This window comes from Streptomyces griseorubiginosus (assembly GCF_017614965.1).
GTDB classification, from domain to species: domain Bacteria; phylum Actinomycetota; class Actinomycetes; order Streptomycetales; family Streptomycetaceae; genus Streptomyces; species Streptomyces griseorubiginosus_B.
Window position 1 is genome coordinate 1 of the sequence record NZ_WVUG01000162.1, and the last position, 19,230, is coordinate 19,230.

18 protein-coding genes are annotated in these 19,230 nt (G+C 72.6%); 11 read left to right on the forward strand and 7 right to left on the reverse strand.

Annotated features, from left to right (window positions below):
* The first annotated feature begins 31 nt into the window (after window positions 1–31).
* Entirely contained in the window at window positions 32–2,551 is a 2,520-nt protein-coding gene (locus GRC12_RS26775; protein WP_208781925.1) for an ABC transporter permease, read from the forward strand.
* Between the two features lie 15 nt (window positions 2,552–2,566).
* On the opposite strand, the gene GRC12_RS45810 is transcribed toward GRC12_RS26775, so the two are convergent.
* Window positions 2,567–3,052 carry a hypothetical protein gene (locus GRC12_RS45810; protein ID WP_244373820.1) on the reverse strand — a complete coding sequence of 162 codons (486 nt, stop codon included), beginning with the start codon at window positions 3,050–3,052 and terminating at the stop codon, window positions 2,567–2,569.
* Window positions 3,053–3,235: 183 nt separating this feature from the next.
* Here GRC12_RS45810 and GRC12_RS26785 point away from each other — a divergent pair, with 183 nt between their 5' ends.
* Both GRC12_RS26785 and GRC12_RS26790 read left to right on the forward strand, forming a co-directional pair.
* Window positions 3,236–4,507 (forward strand): sensor histidine kinase, encoded by a 1,272-nt coding sequence (locus GRC12_RS26785; RefSeq protein ID WP_208781927.1) that lies wholly within the window; start codon window positions 3,236–3,238, stop codon window positions 4,505–4,507.
* Window positions 4,495–5,145 (forward strand): response regulator, encoded by a 651-nt coding sequence (locus GRC12_RS26790; RefSeq protein WP_208781928.1) that lies wholly within the window; start codon window positions 4,495–4,497, stop codon window positions 5,143–5,145. The genes GRC12_RS26785 and GRC12_RS26790 overlap by 13 nt, the downstream gene beginning before the upstream one ends.
* A gap of 177 nt (window positions 5,146–5,322) precedes the next feature.
* Here GRC12_RS26790 and GRC12_RS26795 read toward each other — a convergent pair whose 3' ends face one another.
* Window positions 5,323–5,979, reverse strand: a complete 657-nt coding sequence (locus tag GRC12_RS26795) for a TetR/AcrR family transcriptional regulator (RefSeq protein WP_208781930.1) — start codon at window positions 5,977–5,979, stop codon at window positions 5,323–5,325.
* A gap of 99 nt (window positions 5,980–6,078) precedes the next feature.
* Here GRC12_RS26795 and GRC12_RS26800 point away from each other — a divergent pair, with 99 nt between their 5' ends.
* Complete coding sequence (locus tag GRC12_RS26800) at window positions 6,079–7,110, forward strand: medium chain dehydrogenase/reductase family protein (protein WP_208781932.1); 1,032 nt, start codon at window positions 6,079–6,081, stop codon at window positions 7,108–7,110.
* A gap of 81 nt (window positions 7,111–7,191) precedes the next feature.
* Here GRC12_RS26800 and GRC12_RS26805 read toward each other — a convergent pair whose 3' ends face one another.
* Together GRC12_RS26805 and GRC12_RS26810 are read right to left on the reverse strand one after the other, a co-directional pair.
* Window positions 7,192–8,544, reverse strand: a complete 1,353-nt coding sequence (locus GRC12_RS26805; protein WP_208781933.1) for a S53 family peptidase — start codon at window positions 8,542–8,544, stop codon at window positions 7,192–7,194.
* 164 nt (window positions 8,545–8,708) lie between these two features.
* Window positions 8,709–10,130 carry a helix-turn-helix domain-containing protein gene (locus tag GRC12_RS26810; protein WP_208781935.1) on the reverse strand — a complete coding sequence of 474 codons (1,422 nt, stop codon included), beginning with the start codon at window positions 10,128–10,130 and terminating at the stop codon, window positions 8,709–8,711.
* A 186-nt stretch (window positions 10,131–10,316) separates the two neighbouring features.
* Between GRC12_RS26810 and GRC12_RS26815 the strand changes: the two genes are divergently transcribed.
* Window positions 10,317–11,063, forward strand: coding sequence for a DUF4232 domain-containing protein (locus GRC12_RS26815; RefSeq protein WP_208781937.1), 747 nt, complete (start codon window positions 10,317–10,319; stop codon window positions 11,061–11,063).
* Between the two features lie 103 nt (window positions 11,064–11,166).
* Here GRC12_RS26815 and GRC12_RS26820 read toward each other — a convergent pair whose 3' ends face one another.
* Window positions 11,167–11,940 (reverse strand): polysaccharide deacetylase family protein, encoded by a 774-nt coding sequence (locus tag GRC12_RS26820; RefSeq protein ID WP_208781938.1) that lies wholly within the window; start codon window positions 11,938–11,940, stop codon window positions 11,167–11,169.
* 175 nt (window positions 11,941–12,115) lie between these two features.
* Here GRC12_RS26820 and GRC12_RS26825 point away from each other — a divergent pair, with 175 nt between their 5' ends.
* Together GRC12_RS26825 and GRC12_RS26830 are read left to right on the forward strand one after the other, a co-directional pair.
* Window positions 12,116–12,490, forward strand: coding sequence for a hypothetical protein (locus GRC12_RS26825; protein ID WP_208781940.1), 375 nt, complete (start codon window positions 12,116–12,118; stop codon window positions 12,488–12,490).
* A gap of 174 nt (window positions 12,491–12,664) precedes the next feature.
* Window positions 12,665–13,252, forward strand: coding sequence for a hypothetical protein (locus GRC12_RS26830; protein WP_208781941.1), 588 nt, complete (start codon window positions 12,665–12,667; stop codon window positions 13,250–13,252).
* Here the strand turns inward: GRC12_RS26830 and GRC12_RS26835 are convergent.
* On the reverse strand, window positions 13,240–14,217 hold the full coding sequence (locus tag GRC12_RS26835) for a TolB family protein (RefSeq protein ID WP_208781943.1): 978 nt from the start codon (window positions 14,215–14,217) through the stop codon (window positions 13,240–13,242). The two genes, GRC12_RS26830 and GRC12_RS26835, sit on opposite strands and share 13 nt — an antisense overlap.
* A 189-nt stretch (window positions 14,218–14,406) precedes the next feature.
* Complete coding sequence (locus GRC12_RS26840) at window positions 14,407–15,798, reverse strand: glutamate decarboxylase (protein ID WP_439959905.1); 1,392 nt, start codon at window positions 15,796–15,798, stop codon at window positions 14,407–14,409.
* A 166-nt stretch (window positions 15,799–15,964) separates the two neighbouring features.
* Between GRC12_RS26840 and GRC12_RS26845 the strand changes: the two genes are divergently transcribed.
* The 4 genes from GRC12_RS26845 (at window position 15,965) to GRC12_RS46475 (ending at window position 18,995) form a co-directional block, all read left to right on the forward strand.
* The gene (locus GRC12_RS26845) at window positions 15,965–17,005 is read left to right on the forward strand and encodes a hypothetical protein (protein WP_208781944.1); all 1,041 of its coding nucleotides are present in this window, start codon (window positions 15,965–15,967) and stop codon (window positions 17,003–17,005) included.
* Complete coding sequence (locus GRC12_RS26850) at window positions 17,002–17,847, forward strand: hypothetical protein (protein ID WP_208781945.1); 846 nt, start codon at window positions 17,002–17,004, stop codon at window positions 17,845–17,847. Before GRC12_RS26845 ends, GRC12_RS26850 begins: the two co-directional genes overlap by 4 nt.
* Window positions 17,848–18,048: 201 nt before the next feature.
* Complete coding sequence (locus GRC12_RS26855) at window positions 18,049–18,807, forward strand: DUF4232 domain-containing protein (protein ID WP_208781947.1); 759 nt, start codon at window positions 18,049–18,051, stop codon at window positions 18,805–18,807.
* Window positions 18,808–18,860: 53 nt separating this feature from the next.
* A complete protein-coding gene (locus tag GRC12_RS46475; RefSeq protein WP_280117522.1) occupies window positions 18,861–18,995 on the forward strand; it encodes a hypothetical protein in 135 nt (44 codons plus the stop codon).
* Window positions 18,996–19,230 lie beyond the last annotated feature (235 nt).

Genomic DNA, 19,230 nt, shown 5'->3' on the forward strand with positions numbered 1-19,230 from the left:
GCCCCACCCCCGGCCGAAAGGGAACTGACCCATGCTTCGTCTCGCCACACAGATGGTCCGGCATCGGCTCAGCGCGCTCATCGCCGTGGCCTGCGCGGTGCTCGGCGGTGCCGCGTTGATCACCGCCACCGGGGTGCTCGCCGAGTCCGGGCTGCGGTCCCACCTGCCCGCCGGTCGCCTCGCGGGCGCGGACGTCGTGGTCGCCGCCGACCAGGAGTACCACCCGCCCGGCGACCTGCCGATCGCCCGCCCCGAACGCCGTACCGTCCCCTCCCGGCTGGTCGGCGAGCTCGCTCATCTCCCGGGTGTCACCGCCTCCGTCGGCGACCTCCGTTTCCCCGCCGCTCTCCTCGACTCCCACGGCCGCCCCGTGCCGGCCGCCGATCCGCGGTCGGCGGGGCACGGCTGGTCCTCGACACGGCTGCTGACCGGCGCCCGGATCGACGGCAGCGCGCCCGCCGGGGCCGCCGAGGTCGCCGTCGACAGCGCCACGGCCGACGCGGCGGGCGTCCGCCCGGGCGACCGCGTCCGGATCGTCGCCGCCGGACGCGAGGCCGCCGCCTATCGCGTCTCGGCGCTCGTCGACACCCCGGGCGCCGGCGTCTACTTCGCCGACCCGACGGCCGTACGGCTCTCCGGCCGCGGCGACCGGGTCGACCTGGTCGGCCTGCGCACCGCGCCCGGCGCCGGGGAACGGGTCGCGGCGGAGGTCCGTACGAAACTGAAGGGCACCGGCCTCGTCACCGCGACCGGAGCCGGGCGCGGCGACCTGGTCTCGCCCGGCGAGGGCGCGTCCCGTTCGCTGCTGATCCTGCTGGCCGGTTCGCTCGCCGGGGTCATCCTGCTGATCACCGGGTTCGTCACCGCGAGCGCGCTCGCCGTGTCGATCGCCGGTCAGCGCCGGGATCTCGCGCTGATGCGGGCCGTCGGTGCCACACCGAAGCAGATCCGCCGGCTGGCCGCCGCCCAGTCCACGGTGGTCGCGGCCGTGGCCGTCGCTCCCGGTGCGGGTCTCGGCTATCTGCTCGCCGGACAGTTCCGCCGGCTGCTCGCCGACCGCGGGGTCATCCCCTCCGAACTCCCGCTGACCATCAGCCCGTTGCCCGCCCTGGCCACCGTCCTGCTGATGGCACTCGCCGTGCAGCTCTCCGCCCGGGGCTCGGCGTGGCGCACCTCGCGGATGCCGGCGACCGAGGCGGTCGCGGAGTCGCGGAGCGAACCCCGCGCCCCCTCGCGGACCCGGACCCGGATCGGCCTGCTGATCGTGGTCGCCGCGACCACCATGTCGGTCGTCCCCCTGTTCTCCCGCACCGTCATCGCCGCGACCGCCACCTCCATCGCGGGCATCCTCGGCGCGATCGGACTGGCGCTGTCCGGTCCCGCGCTCGTCCGGGGCATCGGCGCCGTCGCGGCCCGGCGCACCCGCACCGGGGCCTCCGCGCCGACCTGGCTGGCGATGGCCAACGTGCGGGCCTACGCGCTGCGCAACGCGGGGATCGTCAGCACGCTGGCGATGGCGGTCGTGTTCGTGCTGACGTACACCCTCACCCAGACCACCGTGCTGGCCGCCACCGCCGACGACACCCGCACCGGCACCACCGCCCAACTACGCCTGACCGCCCCGGCGCTGGGAGGGCTGCCGGAGGGCACACTCGCCGCTGTGCGCAGGACGCCCGGCGTGCGGGCGGCGGCGCCCGTCGGGTCGACGACCGTGGTGTGGCCGTACGACATGCTCGGCGACACGGAGACCGACTCCGGCTCGGCGATGATCCTCACCCCGGACGCGGCGCACGTCCTCGACCTGGACGTGCGGCAGGGCGGCCTGGACCGGCTCACCGGGAACACCGTCGCCGTGAGCAGCGACGTCGTCCGCTCGCGGGACGCCGGGTTGGGGAAGCGGGTGAGGCTGGTGCTGGGCGACGGCACCCCGGTCGAGGCGACGGTGGTCGCCGTCTACGGGCGCGGGCTGGGCTTCGGCACCGTGGTCCTGTCCCGGGACCTGGCCGCCGGGCACACCACGACGCGGCTCGACCAGAGCCTGCTGGTCCGCACCGACGGCACGGCGGCCGCGCGGCAGGCCCTGACCGCCCTCGCCGCCGCCCGGCCGGGGCTGGCGCTCGCCAAGACGGCTCCCGCCTCGGGCCTGAGGAACGCCCCGCCGGAGGTGTGGATCAACCTGGCGACCATCGTGGTCCTGCTGGTCTACCTGCTGCTCAGCATCGCCAACAAACTGGTCGCCGCGACCGCACAGCGCCGGGTCGAGCTGGGCGCCCTGCGTCTGAACGGCACGACCCCGCGCCAGATCCGCACGATGATGCGCCGTGAGGCGGCGGTGACGGCGGCGACGGCACTCGTCACGGCCCTGCTGCTGTCGGCCGTACCGCTCGCCCTGCTCGGCCAGGGCTTCCTCGGCCGCCCCTGGCCGTCCGGACCGGTCTGGCTGCTGCCCGCGCTCGCCGTCACGGTCACCGCCACGGCGTTCCTCACCACGGAACTCCCCACCCGTCAGGCCCTGCGCACCCCGCCGGCCGACGCCATCCGGGCCCAGTGACCCCGGGCGCGCGGGTCAGCCGTGGTCCCTCCGGGGCAGCGCACGGACCGCGAGTGCCGTGCACAGGGCGGCCATGGGCAGTTCGGCGCCCAGGGCCATCGCGACGGCCGTGGTGAGTTCGGGGCCCGGCGCCGAGGTCGTCACGTCGAACCAGGCGTCGACGACCAGCAGCGCGGCCGTCGCCGTGGCCGGGAGACAGAAGCGGGGGTCCCGGCGCAGCAACAGCCGGCCGGTGGCGGCCAGACCGAGCGCCTCCAGGGCGTCGAGCCCCACCCAGGCGGCGGACCAGTGCCGGACCTGCGCCGTGTCCGGCAGGGTCTTCGCCAGCACGACGAGCCAGGGCACCATCGCGACACCGCAGCCGACGAACGCCAGACCGAGATGCCGGGACCGGAGCCCGACCAGTCCGCGGCGCGGTGCGGGCGGTGGAGGGGAGGCCATGGGCGGGCGGTCCCCCACCGCCTGCCGGGCTCCCGAGTCGTCCGTGTGCGCTGTGTGCATGGCGTCCTCACCCCGTTCGTGTTCGCCAAGTGCCGCCGTCCGACGGCCTGTTCACCAGCCTGGGCGTCGGGGCGGCGGCTGTCGGTAACGGCCGGGTCCGGGTTCGGGGTGGTGCCTGCTTCACCATGGATCCTGCGGACAGGTGCATGGTCCGGGCCCCGCCCCGGGCTCTACGGTCGGTGCATGACGTTCCCCTCGGCACTGGGGCCGCCCGCCCGTCTGCTGCGCCGCCGGATCGGGACGGCCCGGCGGGACACCGCCTTCCTCGCCGCGGGCGTGCTGCCGCATCTCGCCGCCGTACCGGCGTGGCTGTCGCTCGACGCCAAGCCGGTCCTCAAGTCGGTCCACCTGCCGTGGGTCGTCCTGGCCGCGCTCGTTTCCGTCTTCCTCCTGCTCCCCCTGCTCGCCCTCCCGCTGACGGCGGTCCAGCGGTGGCGGTACGCCGAACTCCTCGCCGTGGACATCCCGCGCTCCCCGCCGGCCGAAGGGCCGCGCCTTCGGCGGGCGTTGCGGCTGCTCGTCTCCGCCGAGACCTGGCGGCGGGTCGCCTACCACACCCTCCTGGGACCGGTCCTCGCCGTCGCGGAGGTGCTGGTGCTCGCGGTGTGGGGCGCGGGCGTCGTCTGCGCCACCGTCTATGCGTGGATGTGGGCGGTGCCGGACACGGGCGTCGCCGACCTGTACACGGTCCAGGCGGCGTACGTCACCGCCGCCGGGCTGCTGCTGCTCGCCGCCGCGCCCTGGTGCGCCGGGACGGTGACCCGGGTGGAGAGCCGCGCGGCGCGGGCGCTGCTCGGACCGAGCCGCGCCCAGCGGCTGGAGCGGCGGGTCACGGACCTGTCGGTGAGCCGGGCCGACCTGGCGGACGCGGCCGACGCCGAGCGGCGCCGCATCGAACGCGATCTGCACGACGGCACCCAGCAGCGGCTGGTCTCCCTCGCGGTCAACCTCGGGCTCGCCCGGGCCACGCTCAAGGACCTGCCCGAGGACGCCCGCCGGGTCATCGACGAGGCGCACCGCGAGGCCAAGGAAGCCATCAGCGAACTCAACGACCTGGTACGGGGGTTGCACCCGGCGGTGCTCGACGACCGCGGCCTCGACGCGGCGCTGTCCGGACTCGCCGCGCGGGTACCGTTGCCGGTGCGCCTGCACGTCGACCTGGACGGGCGGCCGGCGCCCGCCGTGGAGTCGGTCGCGTACTTCGTCGTCTCCGAGGCGCTGGCCAACGTCACCAAGCACGCCCGGGCCGGCCGGGTGGAGGTGACCGTGCGGCGGACCGGGAGGGTGGTGCGGGTGGAGGTCACCGACGACGGGGTGGGCGGCGCCGACGCCGCCGCGGGCACCGGACTGACCGGGCTGGCCGGACGCGTCCGGGCCGTCGACGGCACCTTCCGCATCGACAGCCCCGTCGGGGGCCCGACCACACTGGTCGCGGAGCTGCCGTGCGGGCGGTGATCGCCGAGGACTCGGTGCTGCTGCGGGTGGGCCTGGTCAGGGTGTTGCAGACGGCGGGTTTCGAGGTGGGCGCCGAAGTGGGCGAGGCGGAGGCCCTGCTGGCGGCGGTCGAGGAGCAGCGGCCCGACCTGGCGCTGATCGACGTCCGTATGCCGCCCGGGTTCGGCGACGAGGGCGTGCGCGCGGCGCTGTCGATCCGCCGCCGGTGGCCGGGGACCGCCGTCGTCCTGCTTTCCCAGTACGTCGAGGAGCGCTACGCCGCCGACCTGCTCACCGCCGACACCAGCGGCGTCGGCTATCTCCTCAAGCAACGCGTCGCCGACGTCGAGGAGTTCGCGGCGACGGTCCGGCGGGTGGCGGCCGGCGGTACGGCCCTGGACCCGCAGGTCGTCGCGCAGTTGCTGCTGCGCCGGGACAGCGACCCGCTGGAGCGGCTCACTCCGCGCGAGCGGGAGGTGCTCGCGCTGATGGCGGAGGGCCGGTCCAACGCCGCCATCGCCGAGGACCTGGTCGTCACCGACAGCGCGGTCGCCAAGCACATCAACAACATCTTCGCCAAGCTCGACCTGCCCCCGGCAGACGCCCACCACCGACGCGTCCTCGCGGTCCTGCGGTTCCTGGGTGCGACCCGGGACTAGGGCGAAATTCCCGCCTGCCCCGCGACGCCCGGCACGCTCCCCCACGCTCGAACCACCTCGCGCGGGGGACCCCCATGACGCCGCAGGGCCCGCCCTCCGGGCGGACGGCGGGACTTCGCAACAGGCCTTGGGGCGGGCCCGGCCGGCAGCCGAGCGATGCCTCGAACGGCCCCGGGGTCAGTGCGCCGGCCGGCCGGTCAGGTCGTCCAGTTCGGCGGCGAACAGGCGTGCCGGGTCGAAGCCCATGCCGGTGAAATGACCGGCGAGTTCCAGGGACAGCACGCCGTGCAGCCGGGTCCAGATGGCCAGGGCGCGGTGCAGGACCGCGGGCGGTGCCGGATGGCCGCCCGCCCAGGCGCGATGGCCTTCGAGGTGTTCGTCGAACGGTGTCGCGGGACCGGCCGGGGGCAGCTCGGCGCAGGCGTCCAGCAACATCGCCATGATCTCGACCGCGATCGCGGTGATGTCCTCGGGCGCGTGATAGCCGGGGACGGGCGTGCCGTAGATGAGGAAGTAGCGCTGGGGATCCTCCAGCGCCCAGCCGCGCAGGGCGTGCGCCAGCGCGGTCACGTCGGCGCCGGACTCCACGGCCGCGCGGAAGGTGTCCGCCAGGCTCCGGTACGCGTCCCGGACGAGCTCGGTGATCAGCTCGTCCCGCCCGCCGAAGTACCGGTACAGAGCCGGTCCGCTCATGCCCATCCGCTTGGCGATCGCGTTGAGGGACAGCGCCGAGGCGCCGGCCGTGGCGATCTGCTCCCACGCGTGTTCCTTGATCTCCGTGCGCACCTGGGCGCGGTAGCGCTCGCGGGGGCTCTTCGCTTCCGAACTCACCATGGTTAGAGGTTATCACTGAAGTTATTGACACTCCCGCTCTCGGCGCGTTACAACTTCTAACGAACACGAAAGCAAGTAACCAACTGAAGCGAGGTCGTCATGCGTACCGAGGAACTCGTCGAGGTCGTCCTGCCGGGCAAGGTCGAGCCCGAGGGGCTGCGGATCCGGCACGGAGCCGTCCCCACCCCGGGCCCCGGTCAGGTCCTGATCCGCATGGAGGCGACCGGCGTCTCCTTCGCCGAGCAGCAGATGCGCCGGGGCCGCTACTACGACCAGCCGCCCTTCCCCTTCGTCCCCGGGTACGACCTCGTCGGCACCGTCCAGAGCACCGGCGAGAGCGTCGAGCCGGGCCTGGCCGGCACCCGGGTGGCCGCGCTGCTCAAGGTCGGCGGCTGGGCCAGCCACGTCCTGGTCGACGCGGCGGACGTCGTGCCGGTGCCCGAGGGGATCGACGCGGCCCAGGCGGAGACCCTCGTCGTCAACGGCATCACCGCCTGGCAGATGCTGCACCGCAAGGCCCGCGTCCGCGCCGGGCACACGGTCGTGGTGTACGGCGCCAACGGCGGCGTCGGCTCGGTCCTGGTCCAGCTCGCCCTGGCCGCGGGCGCGCGCGTCATCGGCACGGCGTCCGTACGGCACCACGACGACCTGCGCGAGCGGGGGGTCGTCCCCGTCGACTACCGCGCGGCCGACGTCGCCGCCCGCATCCGCGAGCTCGCCCCGGGCGGGGTGGACGCCGTCTTCGACCACGTCGGCGGGCGCGGCATCGTCGACTCCTGGCGGCTGCTGGCCCCCGGCGGCACCCTCGTGTCGTACGGCAGCGCCTCCACCCGGGACGCCGAGGGCTCGAAGCAGCTGCCCGTGCTGAAACTCCTGGGCCGGGTGTGGCTGTGGAACGCGCTGCCCAACCGCCGCCGCGCCTGCTTCTACAACGTGTGGGCCGGCCGCGCCCTGGCGAGGAACCGCTTCCGCTCCCGGCTGCGCGCCGACCTCACCGAGGTCTTCGCGTCTCTCCGGCGCGGCGACCTCACCGCCCGGATCGCCGCCGAACTCCCCCTCACCGACGCCCCCGAGGCCCTGCGCCTGGCCGAGTCCGGCACGGTCGCCGGGAAGGTCGTGCTGCGCCCGTGAGCAGTGTCCGGACCGCACTTCGCCGGAACGCGGGACGGCCCGGGTGGAATGACCCGGGCCGTCCTTGTGCGGTGATGCGCGTCAGCCGTGGCGGCTCGCCTTCGCGAGGGCCGGGACGAAGCGCAGGGCGTCCACCGTGCCGACGCCGGTGGCGAGGTCGTAGCCGTTGACCGCCTTGTAGCCGGTCACGCCCTGGTAGCTGTTGTCGGTGCCGTCGTTGACGTCGACGACGCCGTTGCGCCCCGCGTGGTGGGCGTAGAGGCGGTACAGGGCCTGCTGGATGTTGCCCACCCGGTGGCCGGCCACCTGGTCGGCGAGGGCGACGATGCCCGCGAAGAGCGGAGTGGCCTCGCTGGTGCCGCCGGTGACGTCCCAGCCGACGGCGGTCGGGTCGTAGCTGGAGTAGATCCAGGCGCCGCCGTTGACCGCGGCGGCCATGGAGACGTCCGGGGTGCCGCGGCGGGCGCCGACGACCTTCTTCACACCGTTCTGGAAGGCCGGGCGGGTGAACACGTGGGACTGGCCGCCACCGCCGGAGCCGTAGTCGTTGTAGACGCTGTCCGGCTTGACGCGCTCGCCCTTGTCGTCCAGGTGCAGCTGCGTACCGCCGATCGAGGTGACCAACGGGTCCGAGGAGGGCCAGGAGTTGACGCGCTTCTTGTAGTACGTCTTGCCGTCGAGCTGGAGGTCGGTCGCGCCGCCGTCACCGGAGGCGGCCAGCACCGTCACATGCTTCTTGTCGGCGTCCTTGAAGGCGTACCGCAGCTTCTTGATGCTGGAGAAGTCGCCCTTGTCGAAGCCGGGGAAGGTGTTCTCGGTGGCACCGAAGCTCTGGCTGATGACATCGCCGACGCCGTGGTCGATCAGGTGCTTCTCGGCGTCCATCATCTCCGGCAGACCGGTGGTGCCCTCGGTCTCCGAGACCGCCGTCTCCACCAGGACGATCTTGGCCGCCGGGGCCACCGCGTGCGCCATCTCGACGTCGAGGGTGCTCTCGCCGGCCCAGCCGGTCATGTCCTCGTTCTTGGGGTCGAAGACGGGGACGTTGCCCCACTTCACCACCTGCACCTTGGTGCTGGGCAGCCCGAACTGCCTGCTGTAGACGTCGAGATCGTGCTGCACGGTCGGCGAGCCGTAGGAGTCGACGATGACGATGGTGCGTCCCTTGCCCGTGACGCCCTTCTTGTACAGCGCGTTGAGGTCGTACGCGGTGCGGTACTGCAGCGGGTTGTAGCAGTTGATGTGCCACTTGGCCTGGCACTGCTCACTGCTGAGCGGGCTGCTCACACCGTGGACCAGGGTGTGCCCGGCGACGGCCGGTACCGCCAGTGTGTGCGGTACGGCGGCGGGCGCGGCGGTCCCCAGAGCGGTGACCGCGAGGGCGGCGGCCGACGTGGCGGCCGCGAGGCCCAGCCCGGTACGGGCTATGTGCATGGATCCCCCTGGATTCGGAGTCTCACGAAGTGGTCGCGATGTGATCGCGAGAGGTCTCCGCGCATCCCATCGAATGGGTCATGCACATATCAAGGTCATTGAACGGACGATTCCGAACCCTTTACCCGCGACGGACCGCCGGGTGGCGCTCCCTTGACTTCGAGTCAGCCCCCCTCCCGCTTGATCCACTCACTGCCGCCCAGCGGGTAGTCGTAGCCCGGCCGGTTCGCGTCGGCGCTGGTACGGAACGGTGTGCCCGAGTTGTCGATGTGGACCGTGCCGTGGCGGCTGCCGCTGGACCAGTCCAGGGTGAGGTCCCAGCGGACGTCGTACGCCGTGGTGTGGGCGACGACGTAGAAGACCTCCGGGTCGGACTCGCTGACCTTGTACGGGAAGTCGCGCTGGCCGCCCTTGACGGTGACCGTGGGGCTGCCGCCGTCGAGGGCGATGTCGAAGGACTTGGTGTCCACGCCGCCGCCGCAGCCGACGCCCATCGAGTAGTCGTTCCAGGCGAGCGGCGCGCCCTTGCTCAGGACGCGGACGTGCAACGCCTCCAGTACGACCGTCTCCGCGCCGGTGCCCTGGACGGTGAGGGCTATCTCCTGCTCGCCCGAGGAGACCGCCCCGTACGCGGCGGCCCAGCGGGTGGCGGTTTCCTCGCTCGCAGGCGGACCGACCTGCGCGGGCTCGCTGTCGACGAGGAAGTGCTGGCTGCACGGGCTGTCGAAGACGTAGGGCCGGGTGCCGACGGTGAGCGGTGCGGCCCCACCGGTGGTGTTGGCGGCGGGCTTCTCGGTGCTCCGCGCGCCGCCGCCCTTCGACGTGCCGGCGCCCGAACTCGCCGACCCGGAGGGGGAGACGGACGTCGACGCGCTCGCTCTGCTCGGGGACGGCGTCGCGGAGGACTTCCCGGCGTTCGCCGTGCCGTCGGCCCGCTCCGTCACCCCGGTCGGCCGCCGGGCGGCCGTGTCGTCCCCGCTGAACGGCTGCACGGCGAGCACCACCGCTCCCGCTACCGCGGCCGCGGCGACGGAGGCGATCAGCGCGGTGCGGCGGCCACGCCCGGGCCGACGGGGCGGCGCGGATCCGCCGGGAACGTCCACGACGACCGGCACATCGTCGTCGACATCGCCCTGCTCCTGTGGGCCGGCGGAGGAGGGGGGTGACATGACGGGCGGCGCGGCCGAACTACCCGCAGCGTCGACGCGGTTGGAGCCCGCTGCCGGATCGGAACCGGTCACCGCTCTCCGATCCGAGTCCGCCGGCGCGCCCTGATCCGTGTCCGCCGCCGCCTCGGCCGGCGTCCCCGCGGCCTCGGCCCTGCGCCCCCGCGCCGCGTCCGCCAGGATCCAGCGCCGGTGCAGCTCCACCAGCTCCTGCGGAGTCGCCCGGCAGACCCTGGCGAGGCGTTCCACCGGCGCGTACTCGACCGGCACCGCGGTGCCGTTGCAGTAGCGGTGCAGCGTCGACGTACTCATGTGGAGCCGTTTGGCGAGCACCCCGTAACTCAGCCCCGAGCGGTCCTTCAACTCCCGTAGCAGCCGCGCGAACTCCTCGGTCCGCTCGGCCTCCGTTGCTCCCGACACCCGTTCCCCTCAACCCCCGCGTTCCAGTCGCGCGTTCCAGGGCCCCTGTGTTCGCCCTGGTCAGCGCCTGTTCCGGCGTTCCGGCGTCCCCAACTGCCCGTAGAGCGTGGCGGTTGGGACGGATCGCCGCACAAGCTTCGGTCATCCAATCACCACCGCCACCCGAACACCGAAGGGCTCAGACGCATGTTCAAGCTCCGCACCTCCCGCACCCGTCTCGCCGGCGTCGCCGCGACCACCGTTCTCGCCGCGCTCTCCCTGACCGCGTGCGGTGACGGGACGGGCGCCAAGAACGAGGGCGCCGGGACGAGCACCTCCACGAACTCCTCGTCGGACGTGGTTCCGGCCGTCTCCGTCGCCACCCCGCGCCCCAGCGGTTCGGCGAGCGCGACGGCCTCGACGGTTTCCAAGAACTCCTCCGGCTCGACCGGTTCCGGTTCGACCACCGCCCGTTCGAAGCGGACCGTGCGCACGCCCGCCCCGAAGGCCACCGCCACGGCCGGCAAGCCGATCACCTGCGAGGGGTCCAACACCCGCACCGTCGCGGCCCCGTTGACCCGGCCCGTGAACCACATGCTGCTCACCGTGACCAACACCGGCAGCAGGACCTGCTACCTCTACGGCTACCCGGCGGTCCAGTTCACCGACGCCCAGTCCGTGCCCCCGGTCATCGAGGCGTCGCAGCCGCAGGCGGTCGTCACCCTCCAGCCCGGCGAGTCCGGTTACGCGTCGGTGAGCCTGTCCGCCACCGACGGCAGCGGCACCGACGGCCGCACGGTGAAGTCCCTCGCCGTCCACTTCTTCGGCCGCTCCCTGTCCGGGAGCGTCGGCGCCGCCGCCCACCCGTCGCTGCCCGCGAAGGGCGTCTACATCGACGACTCCCTCAAGGTCAGCTACTGGCAGCAGTCGATGGACGACGCCCTCGACTGGTGACACCGGCCGGGCTCCTCGCACGGCGGGGATGCCGCGTACGAGCGGGGCTGACCGTCACCGTCGACCCCCTCGGCGAGATCGCCCCCGCGCAGCCGCTCCGGCTTCAGCGCACCGGGAAGCCGAAGGAGTAGCCCTGCCCCTTGAGCCAGGGGAGGATCCGGCGCAGCGCCTCGACGGTCTGGGAGCGGTCGCCGCCCGCGTCGTGGAAGAGGAGCGTCGGACCGTTCGGCACTTCCCGCTGGACGGTGGCGACGATGGCGTCCGTGCCCGGCCGCTCGAAGTCCTTGGAGTCCACGTTCCAGCCCAGGGGCCGCATGCCCCGGGAGGCGGCCAGCTTGCGGCTGTAGGGGGTGAAGGCCCCGCCGGGCGCCCGGTAGTACATCGGCCGTACGCCCCCGGACGCCTCGGTGATCATGCGTTCGGCGTCGAGGATCTCCTTGGACTGATACGCCTCGGGCTTCTTGTCCATCGTGGTGTCGTGCGAGACCGAGTGGTCGCACAGCCGGTGTCCGGCCGCGACCACCTTCCTCACCAGGTCGGGGTGGGCCTGCGCCTGCGTCCCCACCATGCAGAACGTGGCCTTCACCCCGTACTGCCGGAGCACGTCGAGCACCTGGGGCGTCCACACCGGGTCGGGGCCGTCGTCGATGGTGATGTTGACGCCGCGGGCGCCCTTGTCGGAGGCGTGGACGATGCTCACGGCGACCGGCTTGACCTCGGTGTTCCGCTTGGCCGACGCGTTCGTCCGCGGCGACGACCCGTTCACGGCACCCGCCTGCGCGGTCCACACCGACGCCCCGGCGGCCAGCAGCGTCACCCCGAGCGCCGCGCCGATCACCTTGCCGTACCAGCCCCGCCCACCGACGTGCCGTGCCATGTCCGCCCCGCTTCCGTTCGGTCCCTCGCCCGCCCTCGGCCGCCCTGCGGCCACCTGGCAGGACGAGCGGAGCGGCCCCGGGGATGCGTCCGTTACGGATCACGGACAATTCCGGGGGAGTTCGCGGACAACCCGTTCGGCCCGGCGTGCGGCCGGTCCGGAATAAACTCCTGTCATGTCGAACCCTGATGAGCTGCTCGTCGCCATCTCCGCCGCGGTGGAGTCCGAGCGGAGCAATCAGATGGCGCTCACCGTGGTCGTCGGCGGTGCCGTCATCACCGGCCGGCTGGCTCCCGAGGCCGTGTGGCGCGAACGGGTGGCGGAGGTCCTGAAGAACTCGGACCGCCTCGGCCCGTTCTCGGACGTCTTCGCCGGCCCGCCGCGAGCGAAGGGCCCCGCACGCGGCGAGCCGCCCACCCATCTGCACTTCCATCTCGCCCGGATCCTGCAGGGCAGCCTCGGGATCCCGGAGACGGGCGGCATGTACCGCGTCGCGATCAAGGACGTCAGCGCGTGGACGGTGGGCGACCTCACCTACACGGACCGCTGAGACCCGCGCCCCGCCCGGTGCCGTGCGGCGCGCAGACGGGGCCGCGGATCACAGGGTCCGAAGCCGAGGGTGGGACGAAGGCGCCCTGTTCGGTTGCACGGCTGTTGCCCGGCAACGGTCGCGGTGGGGCGGTCGTGTGGTTGACCATGAGGTGTGCGATTCGACTCCGTTCCCATGCCGGCGAGCGTCGAGGCCAGGCCTCGTGACAGCCGTGGCTATCCGGTCCCCGCCATCACCCCGTGGGAGGGCGAGGAGCCCCGGTTCGCACTCACCGACTACGGGCGCAGCGCCGAGTGCGCGCGGCGGCGTCTGTGCTCGGTGTGCGACACCCTGATTCCCCGGGGCCCGGTGTGGCGAGTGGTCGGCGCCGCCGAGAGCTCCGCGATCCGTGAGGCGCTCGCGGCCGGGCGGCCGTACCGCAACATGGCGGCGACGCTGGAGGCTCCGGGGCACCGGGCGTGCATGCTCTACGCCTCGATGGTCTGCCCGTACCTCGCCCGCCCCAACGCCCGGCGGGGGCTGAGCGCACAGACCCCGGACGACATGACCGAGCATGTCGTCCGGGGCGCCGTCCGTGGTGAGCTGGGTGCCGTTGTGGGGTTCGCCGACTACGAGTTCGCCGTCACCCCCTCCCGGGTCCTGTTCCGCTTCCTCGACGTGGTCGAGTACCTGCCGCACGACACGGCCGACCAGCACCTGGAGGAGCTGCGGGCCGAGCTCGCGCGCTCGGCGGGCCGGTCGGGCGGCGGTCAGCCGCGGTAGGCCGGCAGGCCGGTGTGCGTGCTGACCTTGACCGGCCTGCCGAAGCCGTGGGCGGTTTTGGTCACCGTGTAGGTGCCGGTGGGGGTGCGGAAGGCGATGGTCTTGCCGTTCGGCGACCAGGCGGGCTCGGTGTAGTCGGTGGTGGTGTGCGGGGTGATGTCCTTGGCGGCGTTGGTGCCGGTGTTCAGGTCGTCGACGAAGAGGTGGTCGTGACCGCCGACGGAGCGCACGAAGACGATCTCCTCCTCGTCGGGGGAGAGCGCGGGCTCGGAGCCCCGGGCCAGGGCACCGCCCTGCTGGCGCAGGTAGTCGTCGCGGATGTAGACCTCGCCGGTGTGGGTGTTCTCGTAGACGGACGTGCCGTACGACCCGCCGGCGTTGGGCCAGGTGTTGTTCGTCTGCGGGACGCCGCCCTCGCCCGGTTCGCCGTTCAGGCCGAGCTTCGCCGGCCTGCCGTGGTCGCTGGTGGCCTTGACGCGCTCGAGTACGGTGCTGCCGTGGATCCTGGCGGAGAAGATGATGTTGTTCTTCGCGGGGATGCCGTTCGTCCGGTCCGCCGCGGCGACCTGCCAGGTGGGGTGGGACCAGGTCTGTCCGCCCGGATGGGCGGCGACGGTCACCCGGTGGCTGCCGTCGGGGTCGGAGACGACCAGGTTGCCGTGCCCGTCGATGAAGGCGGCCTTGCTGCCGCTCGGGTTCCAGGCCAGGTCACGGACGACCGTGCCGAAGTCGATCGACCTGCCGCCGATCACGACGTGCCGGGTGCCGTCACTGATGGTGAGACCCCTGGGCAAGCTGAGGGTGTGGGTGGACGCGGCCGCGGCGACCATCGCGGCGCTGCCCCTGGCCTCGCGGCCGGAGGACGGAAGGGCCATCGCGGTGGCGGCCGCGCCGCTCAGGGCGAGCAGTGCGGCGACCCCCGCGGTCACGAGCGCTGTGGAGCTGCGGCGGTTACGAGCGGACATCGGTTCCCCCAGGAATGTGAACGACCAGGAAGAAGTCTTCCCCCCGGGGCATGACGGAGCTGTGCGCCCGCCGTCACAGCTGTGCAATAACGCGTCGGACGAGATGAGGACGAGATGAGGAAACGTCACGGACCCCGGGCCGGTGGCCCGGGGTCCGCGGTCCGCGGTCCGTGCTTCGGGCGGGAGCGGTCAGTGGTGGAAGCCGACGCGGGCGGAGTCGTGCGGATGCCCCTTGTCGAGGCGCTCGATCGCCCGGCGCATGTCCTCGGCGAGGAGTTCGATCTCGTCCCGGTCGACGCCGTGCCGCACGAGCACGCGCTGGATGACGGTCTCCTGACGGTCGGGCGGCAGCGGGTACGACGGGACCTGCCAGCCGCGCATACGGAGCTGGTCGGACAGGTCGTACAGGCTCCAGCCCACCGAGGCCGGGTCGGTCAGCGTCCAGGAGACGGCCGGGAGCGCTCCGTCGCCGTCGTAGAGCAGGGTGAAGGGGCCCATGCCGGCGACCTGGCGGGCGAAGTGCTGCGCCGTGTCGGCGCAGGCCTGGTAGACGCGCCGGTACCCCTCGCGGCCCAGGCGCAGGAACATGTAGTACTGGGCGACGACCTGGCCGCCGGGGCGGGAGAAGTTCAGGGCCAGTGTGGGCATGTCGCCGCCGAGGTAGTCGACGTGGAAGACCAGGTCCCCGGGCAGGGCCGCCTTGTCGCGCCACAGGGCCCAGCCCACGCCGAGCGGGGCCATGCCGTACTTGTGCCCGGAGGCGTTGATGGAGGCGACCCGGGGCAGGCGGAAGTCCCATTCCAGGTCGGGGTGGAGGAAGGGGGCGATGAACCCGCCGGACGCCGCGTCGATGTGCAGGGGAACGTCGAGGCCCTTCTCCTGCTGGAGACGGTCGAGTTCGGCCGCGATCTCCGCGACGGGTTCGTAGGTGCAGGTGTAGGTCACCCCGAGGATCGCCACGACGCCGATCGTGTTCTCGTCGACGTACTCGCGCAGCTGATGCGCCTGCAGGCCGGTCGCGCCCGGCTCCACCGGCACCTGGCGCAGTTCCACGTCGAAGTAGCGGGCGAACTTCTCCCAGCACACCTGCACCGGCCCGCACACCAGGTTCGGCCGGTCGGTCGGCAGGCCGGCGGCCCGACGGCGGTCGCGCCAGCGCCATTTCAGGGCCAGACCGCAGAGCATGGCGGCCTCGCTGGAGCCGGTGGTGGAGCACCCCACGGCGGGTTCGGTCCCCTCACCGCCGCCGGGCGCGTGCCACAGCTCGGCGAGGATGTTGACGCACCGGGACTCGATCTCCGCGGTCTGCGGGTACTCGTCCTTGTCGACGATGTTCTTGTCGAGACACAGGTCCATCAGGCGCCGGACCTCGTCCTCGGTCCAGGTGGTGCAGAAGGTCGCGAGATTCTGCGCCGCGTTGCCGTCGAGGAGCAGTTCGCCGCGCAGCAGTTGGAAGACGACGTGCGGAAGGGCCGGCAGGAGCGGCATGGCACGTTTGGTCAGCGGCTGCTCGCTGATGGGTGACGTGAAGATGTCGGCGGCCTGGTCGGCGGCCCTTTCCTGAGCGTTGTGCAGAGCCACCGGTGGCACCTCTCGCGTCGTCCTGCCGTGTCCCTTCGGAGGCTACGAGCGACACCGGAGACCCGACACCGGACGTACTCCACGCGTGGACCGCCCCCGGCAGAAACCACCGATGGAACCAATCGAACTGATCGAAATGCCCCTTATCTGTGCTTAGCTCCGCTTCATGAGCAACGCACGCGGCGAGCAGGAGCCGAGACCTCCCTCCTGGCGGGCGCTGATCACCGGACTGCTGATCGCCCTCGCCATGACCACGATCATGGTCACCACGTATGTGTCGGCCCAGCACGCGGTGGTGGCCCGTGACCTCCCCTGGGGCGTGACCGGCAGTTCACCGCTGACCACGGCCGTCCAGAAACACGTCTCGCTCTCCATCCACCACTACAAGGACCAGGCGGCCCTGGAGGACGCGGCCGGCCGCACGGAGATCTACGGCGGCTTCGTGCCGCAGAGCAACACCGTGGTGATCGCCGAGGCCGCGAGCCTCGTCGCCCCCGGTCAGATGCCCGCCTTCTACGAACAGGCCGCCAAGGCCGCGGGAGTCCACCTCGCGTTCAAGGTGACCAACAAACTCCCCAAGGAGGACCCGCTCGGCGTCGTCCCCGGCATCGCGGTGTTCGTCCTCCTCGTGGCGGGCTATCTGGGCTCCACCCTCGCCATGCAGCGCACCGGCGCCGCGGCCGCCCGCCGCCGCGTCCTCAGCCTCATCTGTTACGCGATCATCGCCTCCCTGGTCTTCGACGTGATCATCGGTCCGATCCTGGGCGCCTATCCGGACATCGGCAGCAACTTCTGGCCCCTGTGGGGCGAGTTCGCGCTCATGTGCCTCGCCGTCGCGCTCCTCGCCGCCACCCTGCAGAGCCTGATCGGTCCGCTCGGCACCCTGCTCACCGTCGTCATCGTCGTCTTCTTCGGCAATCCCTCCACCGGCGGTGTGAACGGCACCGCCTATCTGCCGGCCTTCTGGCAGTACCTCGGCCCCGTCCTGCCCCCGTGGAACGGGACGACCCTGGTCCGCAACACCCTCTACTTCGACGGCAACGCCATCACCCTGCCGCTCGTCGTGCTGAGCGTGTACGTGGTCGTCGGCGCCGCGCTCGTCATCATCGCCACCTACGGCCGGCTCATGTGGTGGCGCGGCGGCAAGCGGCGCCGCCCGATCAGTCCCGAGGAAGAGGGCGGCATCGCCGCCATCCCGCCCGCATGACATCCACCGGCCAACGCGCGGAGGGCGCCGGGCCGTTCACCACCCGGCTCACCTGGCAGCCGCCCGGCGGCGGCACCGCCGTCTGGGAGTCACGGCCCGCCCGGCGCCGCGGCACCATCGCGGTCCGGCCGTCCGGCGCACCGGCCGGCCGCGACATCAGGGGTGACGCCGTCGCGCTCGGCCGGCTGCGCAGGCTCAACGCCGTCGCCGCGACCGCTTTCGTCATCGGCGGGGCGCTGTTCGCGGCCGGTGCGGGTGTCGCCCAGTTCGGCTCCGGCGACGCCACCACCTGCGCCTCGATCTACTTCGCCGGGGGTCTGTTCTTCAACACCGGCGGATACGTCTCCCTGCTCCAGGTCGTCAACGCCCCCCGGCACGTACCCGGCGGCGAAGGGCGCCTGGTCACCCGCCACTGGCGCTGGTGGAGCTACGAGCCGGGACGGGTGGACTGGCTGAGCGCGTTCGTCCTGTTCGCCGGCACGCTGGTGTTCGCCGTCGACCTGCTGGACTCCTTCCTCAGGGGGCTGAGCGTCCAGCAGGTCAACCGGCTGGTCTGGGCCCCGGACATGATCGGCTGTGTGCTGTTCCTGATCTCCGGCCACCTCGCCTTCGTCGAGATCTGCCACCGCGGCCGGCCCTGCCTGCGCCGCCGCAGCCTCGGCTGGTGGATCGTCGCCGTGAACCAGCTCGGCTCCGCCCTCTTCATGGTCTCGGCGGTCGTCGCCTACACCCGCCCCGCCACCGGCACCCCGATCAACGCCGGCATCAGCAACTGGGGCACCCTCCTCGGCGCCGCGTGCTTCTCCGCGGCCGGCGTCCTGCAGCTGCGCGAACACCCCTGAGAGCACCCGGGCACCCGTTCCCCGCGGCCGCCACGTCCCATTCGCCCGTTCCAGGGGACGGGCGTTTCCCCTGTTCATCCTGCGTTTCGGCGTTCCAGCGTCCCCAAGTCCCCGCCGGACGTGGCGGTTGGGACGGATCACCTCACAAGCTTCGGTCATCCAGTCACCACCGCCACCCGAACACCGAAGGGGCACAACGACATGACCGCTCTCCGTACCTCCCGCACCCGTCTCGCAGCCGCCGCCGCGACCACCGTTCTCGCCGCGCTCTCCCTGACCGCGTGCAACAACGGAACCGGCACCCACGACGAGGGCGCGGCGACGACCACCTCCCCGAGCACCGCAACGGGGACGCCCGCGCCGGGCGCGGACTCCGGCTCCACGGGTTCGACGGGCACGACGACCTCCCAGGGCGCCACAGGCTCGACCGGCTCGACCGGCGCCTCAGGCTCCACGGGTGCGGGTTCGACCACCGGCGGTTCGAAGCAGACCGCGCGTACCTCCGCCCCGAAGGCGCCGGCCTCCTCCGGCAAGACGGTCACCTGCGAGGGGTCCGACACCAAGACGGTCGCGGCCCCGCTGAACCGCCCCGTGAACCACATGCTGCTCACCGTGACCAACACCGGCAGCAAGACCTGCTTCCTCTACGGATACCCGAGCGTCCGGTTCACCGACGCCCAGTCCGAGCCGCCGGTCATGGACGAGTCGCAGCCCCAGGCGGTCGTCACGCTCGAGCCGGGCCAGTCCGGGTACGCGGCCGTCAGCCTGTCCGCCGCCGACGGCAGCGGCGGGAAGGGCCGCACCGCGAAGTCCCTGACCGTCTACTTCTACGGCCGCTCCCTCTCCGGGAACGTCGGCGCGCCCGCCCACCCCGCGCTGCCGGCCAAGGGCGTCCACATCGACGACTCGATCAAGGTGACGTACTGGCAGCAGTCGATGGACGACGCCGTCACCTGGTGACCGACCCGAGCAGCCGTACGCCGGTCCACGCACCCGGAAGGCAGGCAACCCACATGCGCAGCAGCACCCGCAGGATCTCCCGCTTCGTCACCGCCTACATCCGCGCGGCCTTCCAGGTCGTCGTCCTGGGCACCACCGGCCACGCGGCGGCGGAGGCGGGGGTCCTCCGCCGCGACCACACGGCCTGACCGCCCCAAGACCCGCTCAAGAGCCGTGCCCCGCGCGGTAGGGCCGTGACCCGGTGGGGGAGTATCTGCTCAGTCATCGCCTGCCTCTGAGGGGTCGTCATGCCTTCCGTCCGCCGTCTCGCCCCGCCCGTCGTCCTCGCCTGTCTGCTGCTGGCCGGATGCAAGTCCCCCTCGCTCGGCACCTCGGCCCCGTCGGGCAGCGGTGGTCCCGCGGGCGGGGCGGCCGGTACGACCG

What these genes read in the sequence shown, in the direction of transcription:
- GRC12_RS26775 (WP_208781925.1), top strand. Translation starts at nt 32, where the DNA reads ATGCTTCGTCTCGCCACACAGATGGTCCGGCATCGGCTCAGCGCGCTC.
- GRC12_RS45810 (WP_244373820.1), bottom strand. Translation starts at nt 3,052, where the DNA reads ATGCACACAGCGCACACGGACGACTCGGGAGCCCGGCAGGCGGTGGGG.
- GRC12_RS26785 (WP_208781927.1), top strand. Translation starts at nt 3,236, where the DNA reads ATGACGTTCCCCTCGGCACTGGGGCCGCCCGCCCGTCTGCTGCGCCGC.
- GRC12_RS26795 (WP_208781930.1), bottom strand. Translation starts at nt 5,979, where the DNA reads ATGGTGAGTTCGGAAGCGAAGAGCCCCCGCGAGCGCTACCGCGCCCAG.
- GRC12_RS26800 (WP_208781932.1), top strand. Translation starts at nt 6,079, where the DNA reads ATGCGTACCGAGGAACTCGTCGAGGTCGTCCTGCCGGGCAAGGTCGAG.
- GRC12_RS26805 (WP_208781933.1), bottom strand. Translation starts at nt 8,544, where the DNA reads ATGCACATAGCCCGTACCGGGCTGGGCCTCGCGGCCGCCACGTCGGCC.
- GRC12_RS26815 (WP_208781937.1), top strand. Translation starts at nt 10,317, where the DNA reads ATGTTCAAGCTCCGCACCTCCCGCACCCGTCTCGCCGGCGTCGCCGCG.
- GRC12_RS26820 (WP_208781938.1), bottom strand. Translation starts at nt 11,940, where the DNA reads ATGGCACGGCACGTCGGTGGGCGGGGCTGGTACGGCAAGGTGATCGGC.
- GRC12_RS26825 (WP_208781940.1), top strand. Translation starts at nt 12,116, where the DNA reads ATGTCGAACCCTGATGAGCTGCTCGTCGCCATCTCCGCCGCGGTGGAG.
- GRC12_RS26830 (WP_208781941.1), top strand. Translation starts at nt 12,665, where the DNA reads ATGCCGGCGAGCGTCGAGGCCAGGCCTCGTGACAGCCGTGGCTATCCG.
- GRC12_RS26835 (WP_208781943.1), bottom strand. Translation starts at nt 14,217, where the DNA reads ATGTCCGCTCGTAACCGCCGCAGCTCCACAGCGCTCGTGACCGCGGGG.
- GRC12_RS26845 (WP_208781944.1), top strand. Translation starts at nt 15,965, where the DNA reads ATGAGCAACGCACGCGGCGAGCAGGAGCCGAGACCTCCCTCCTGGCGG.
- GRC12_RS26850 (WP_208781945.1), top strand. Translation starts at nt 17,002, where the DNA reads ATGACATCCACCGGCCAACGCGCGGAGGGCGCCGGGCCGTTCACCACC.
- GRC12_RS26855 (WP_208781947.1), top strand. Translation starts at nt 18,049, where the DNA reads ATGACCGCTCTCCGTACCTCCCGCACCCGTCTCGCAGCCGCCGCCGCG.
- GRC12_RS46475 (WP_280117522.1), top strand. Translation starts at nt 18,861, where the DNA reads ATGCGCAGCAGCACCCGCAGGATCTCCCGCTTCGTCACCGCCTACATC.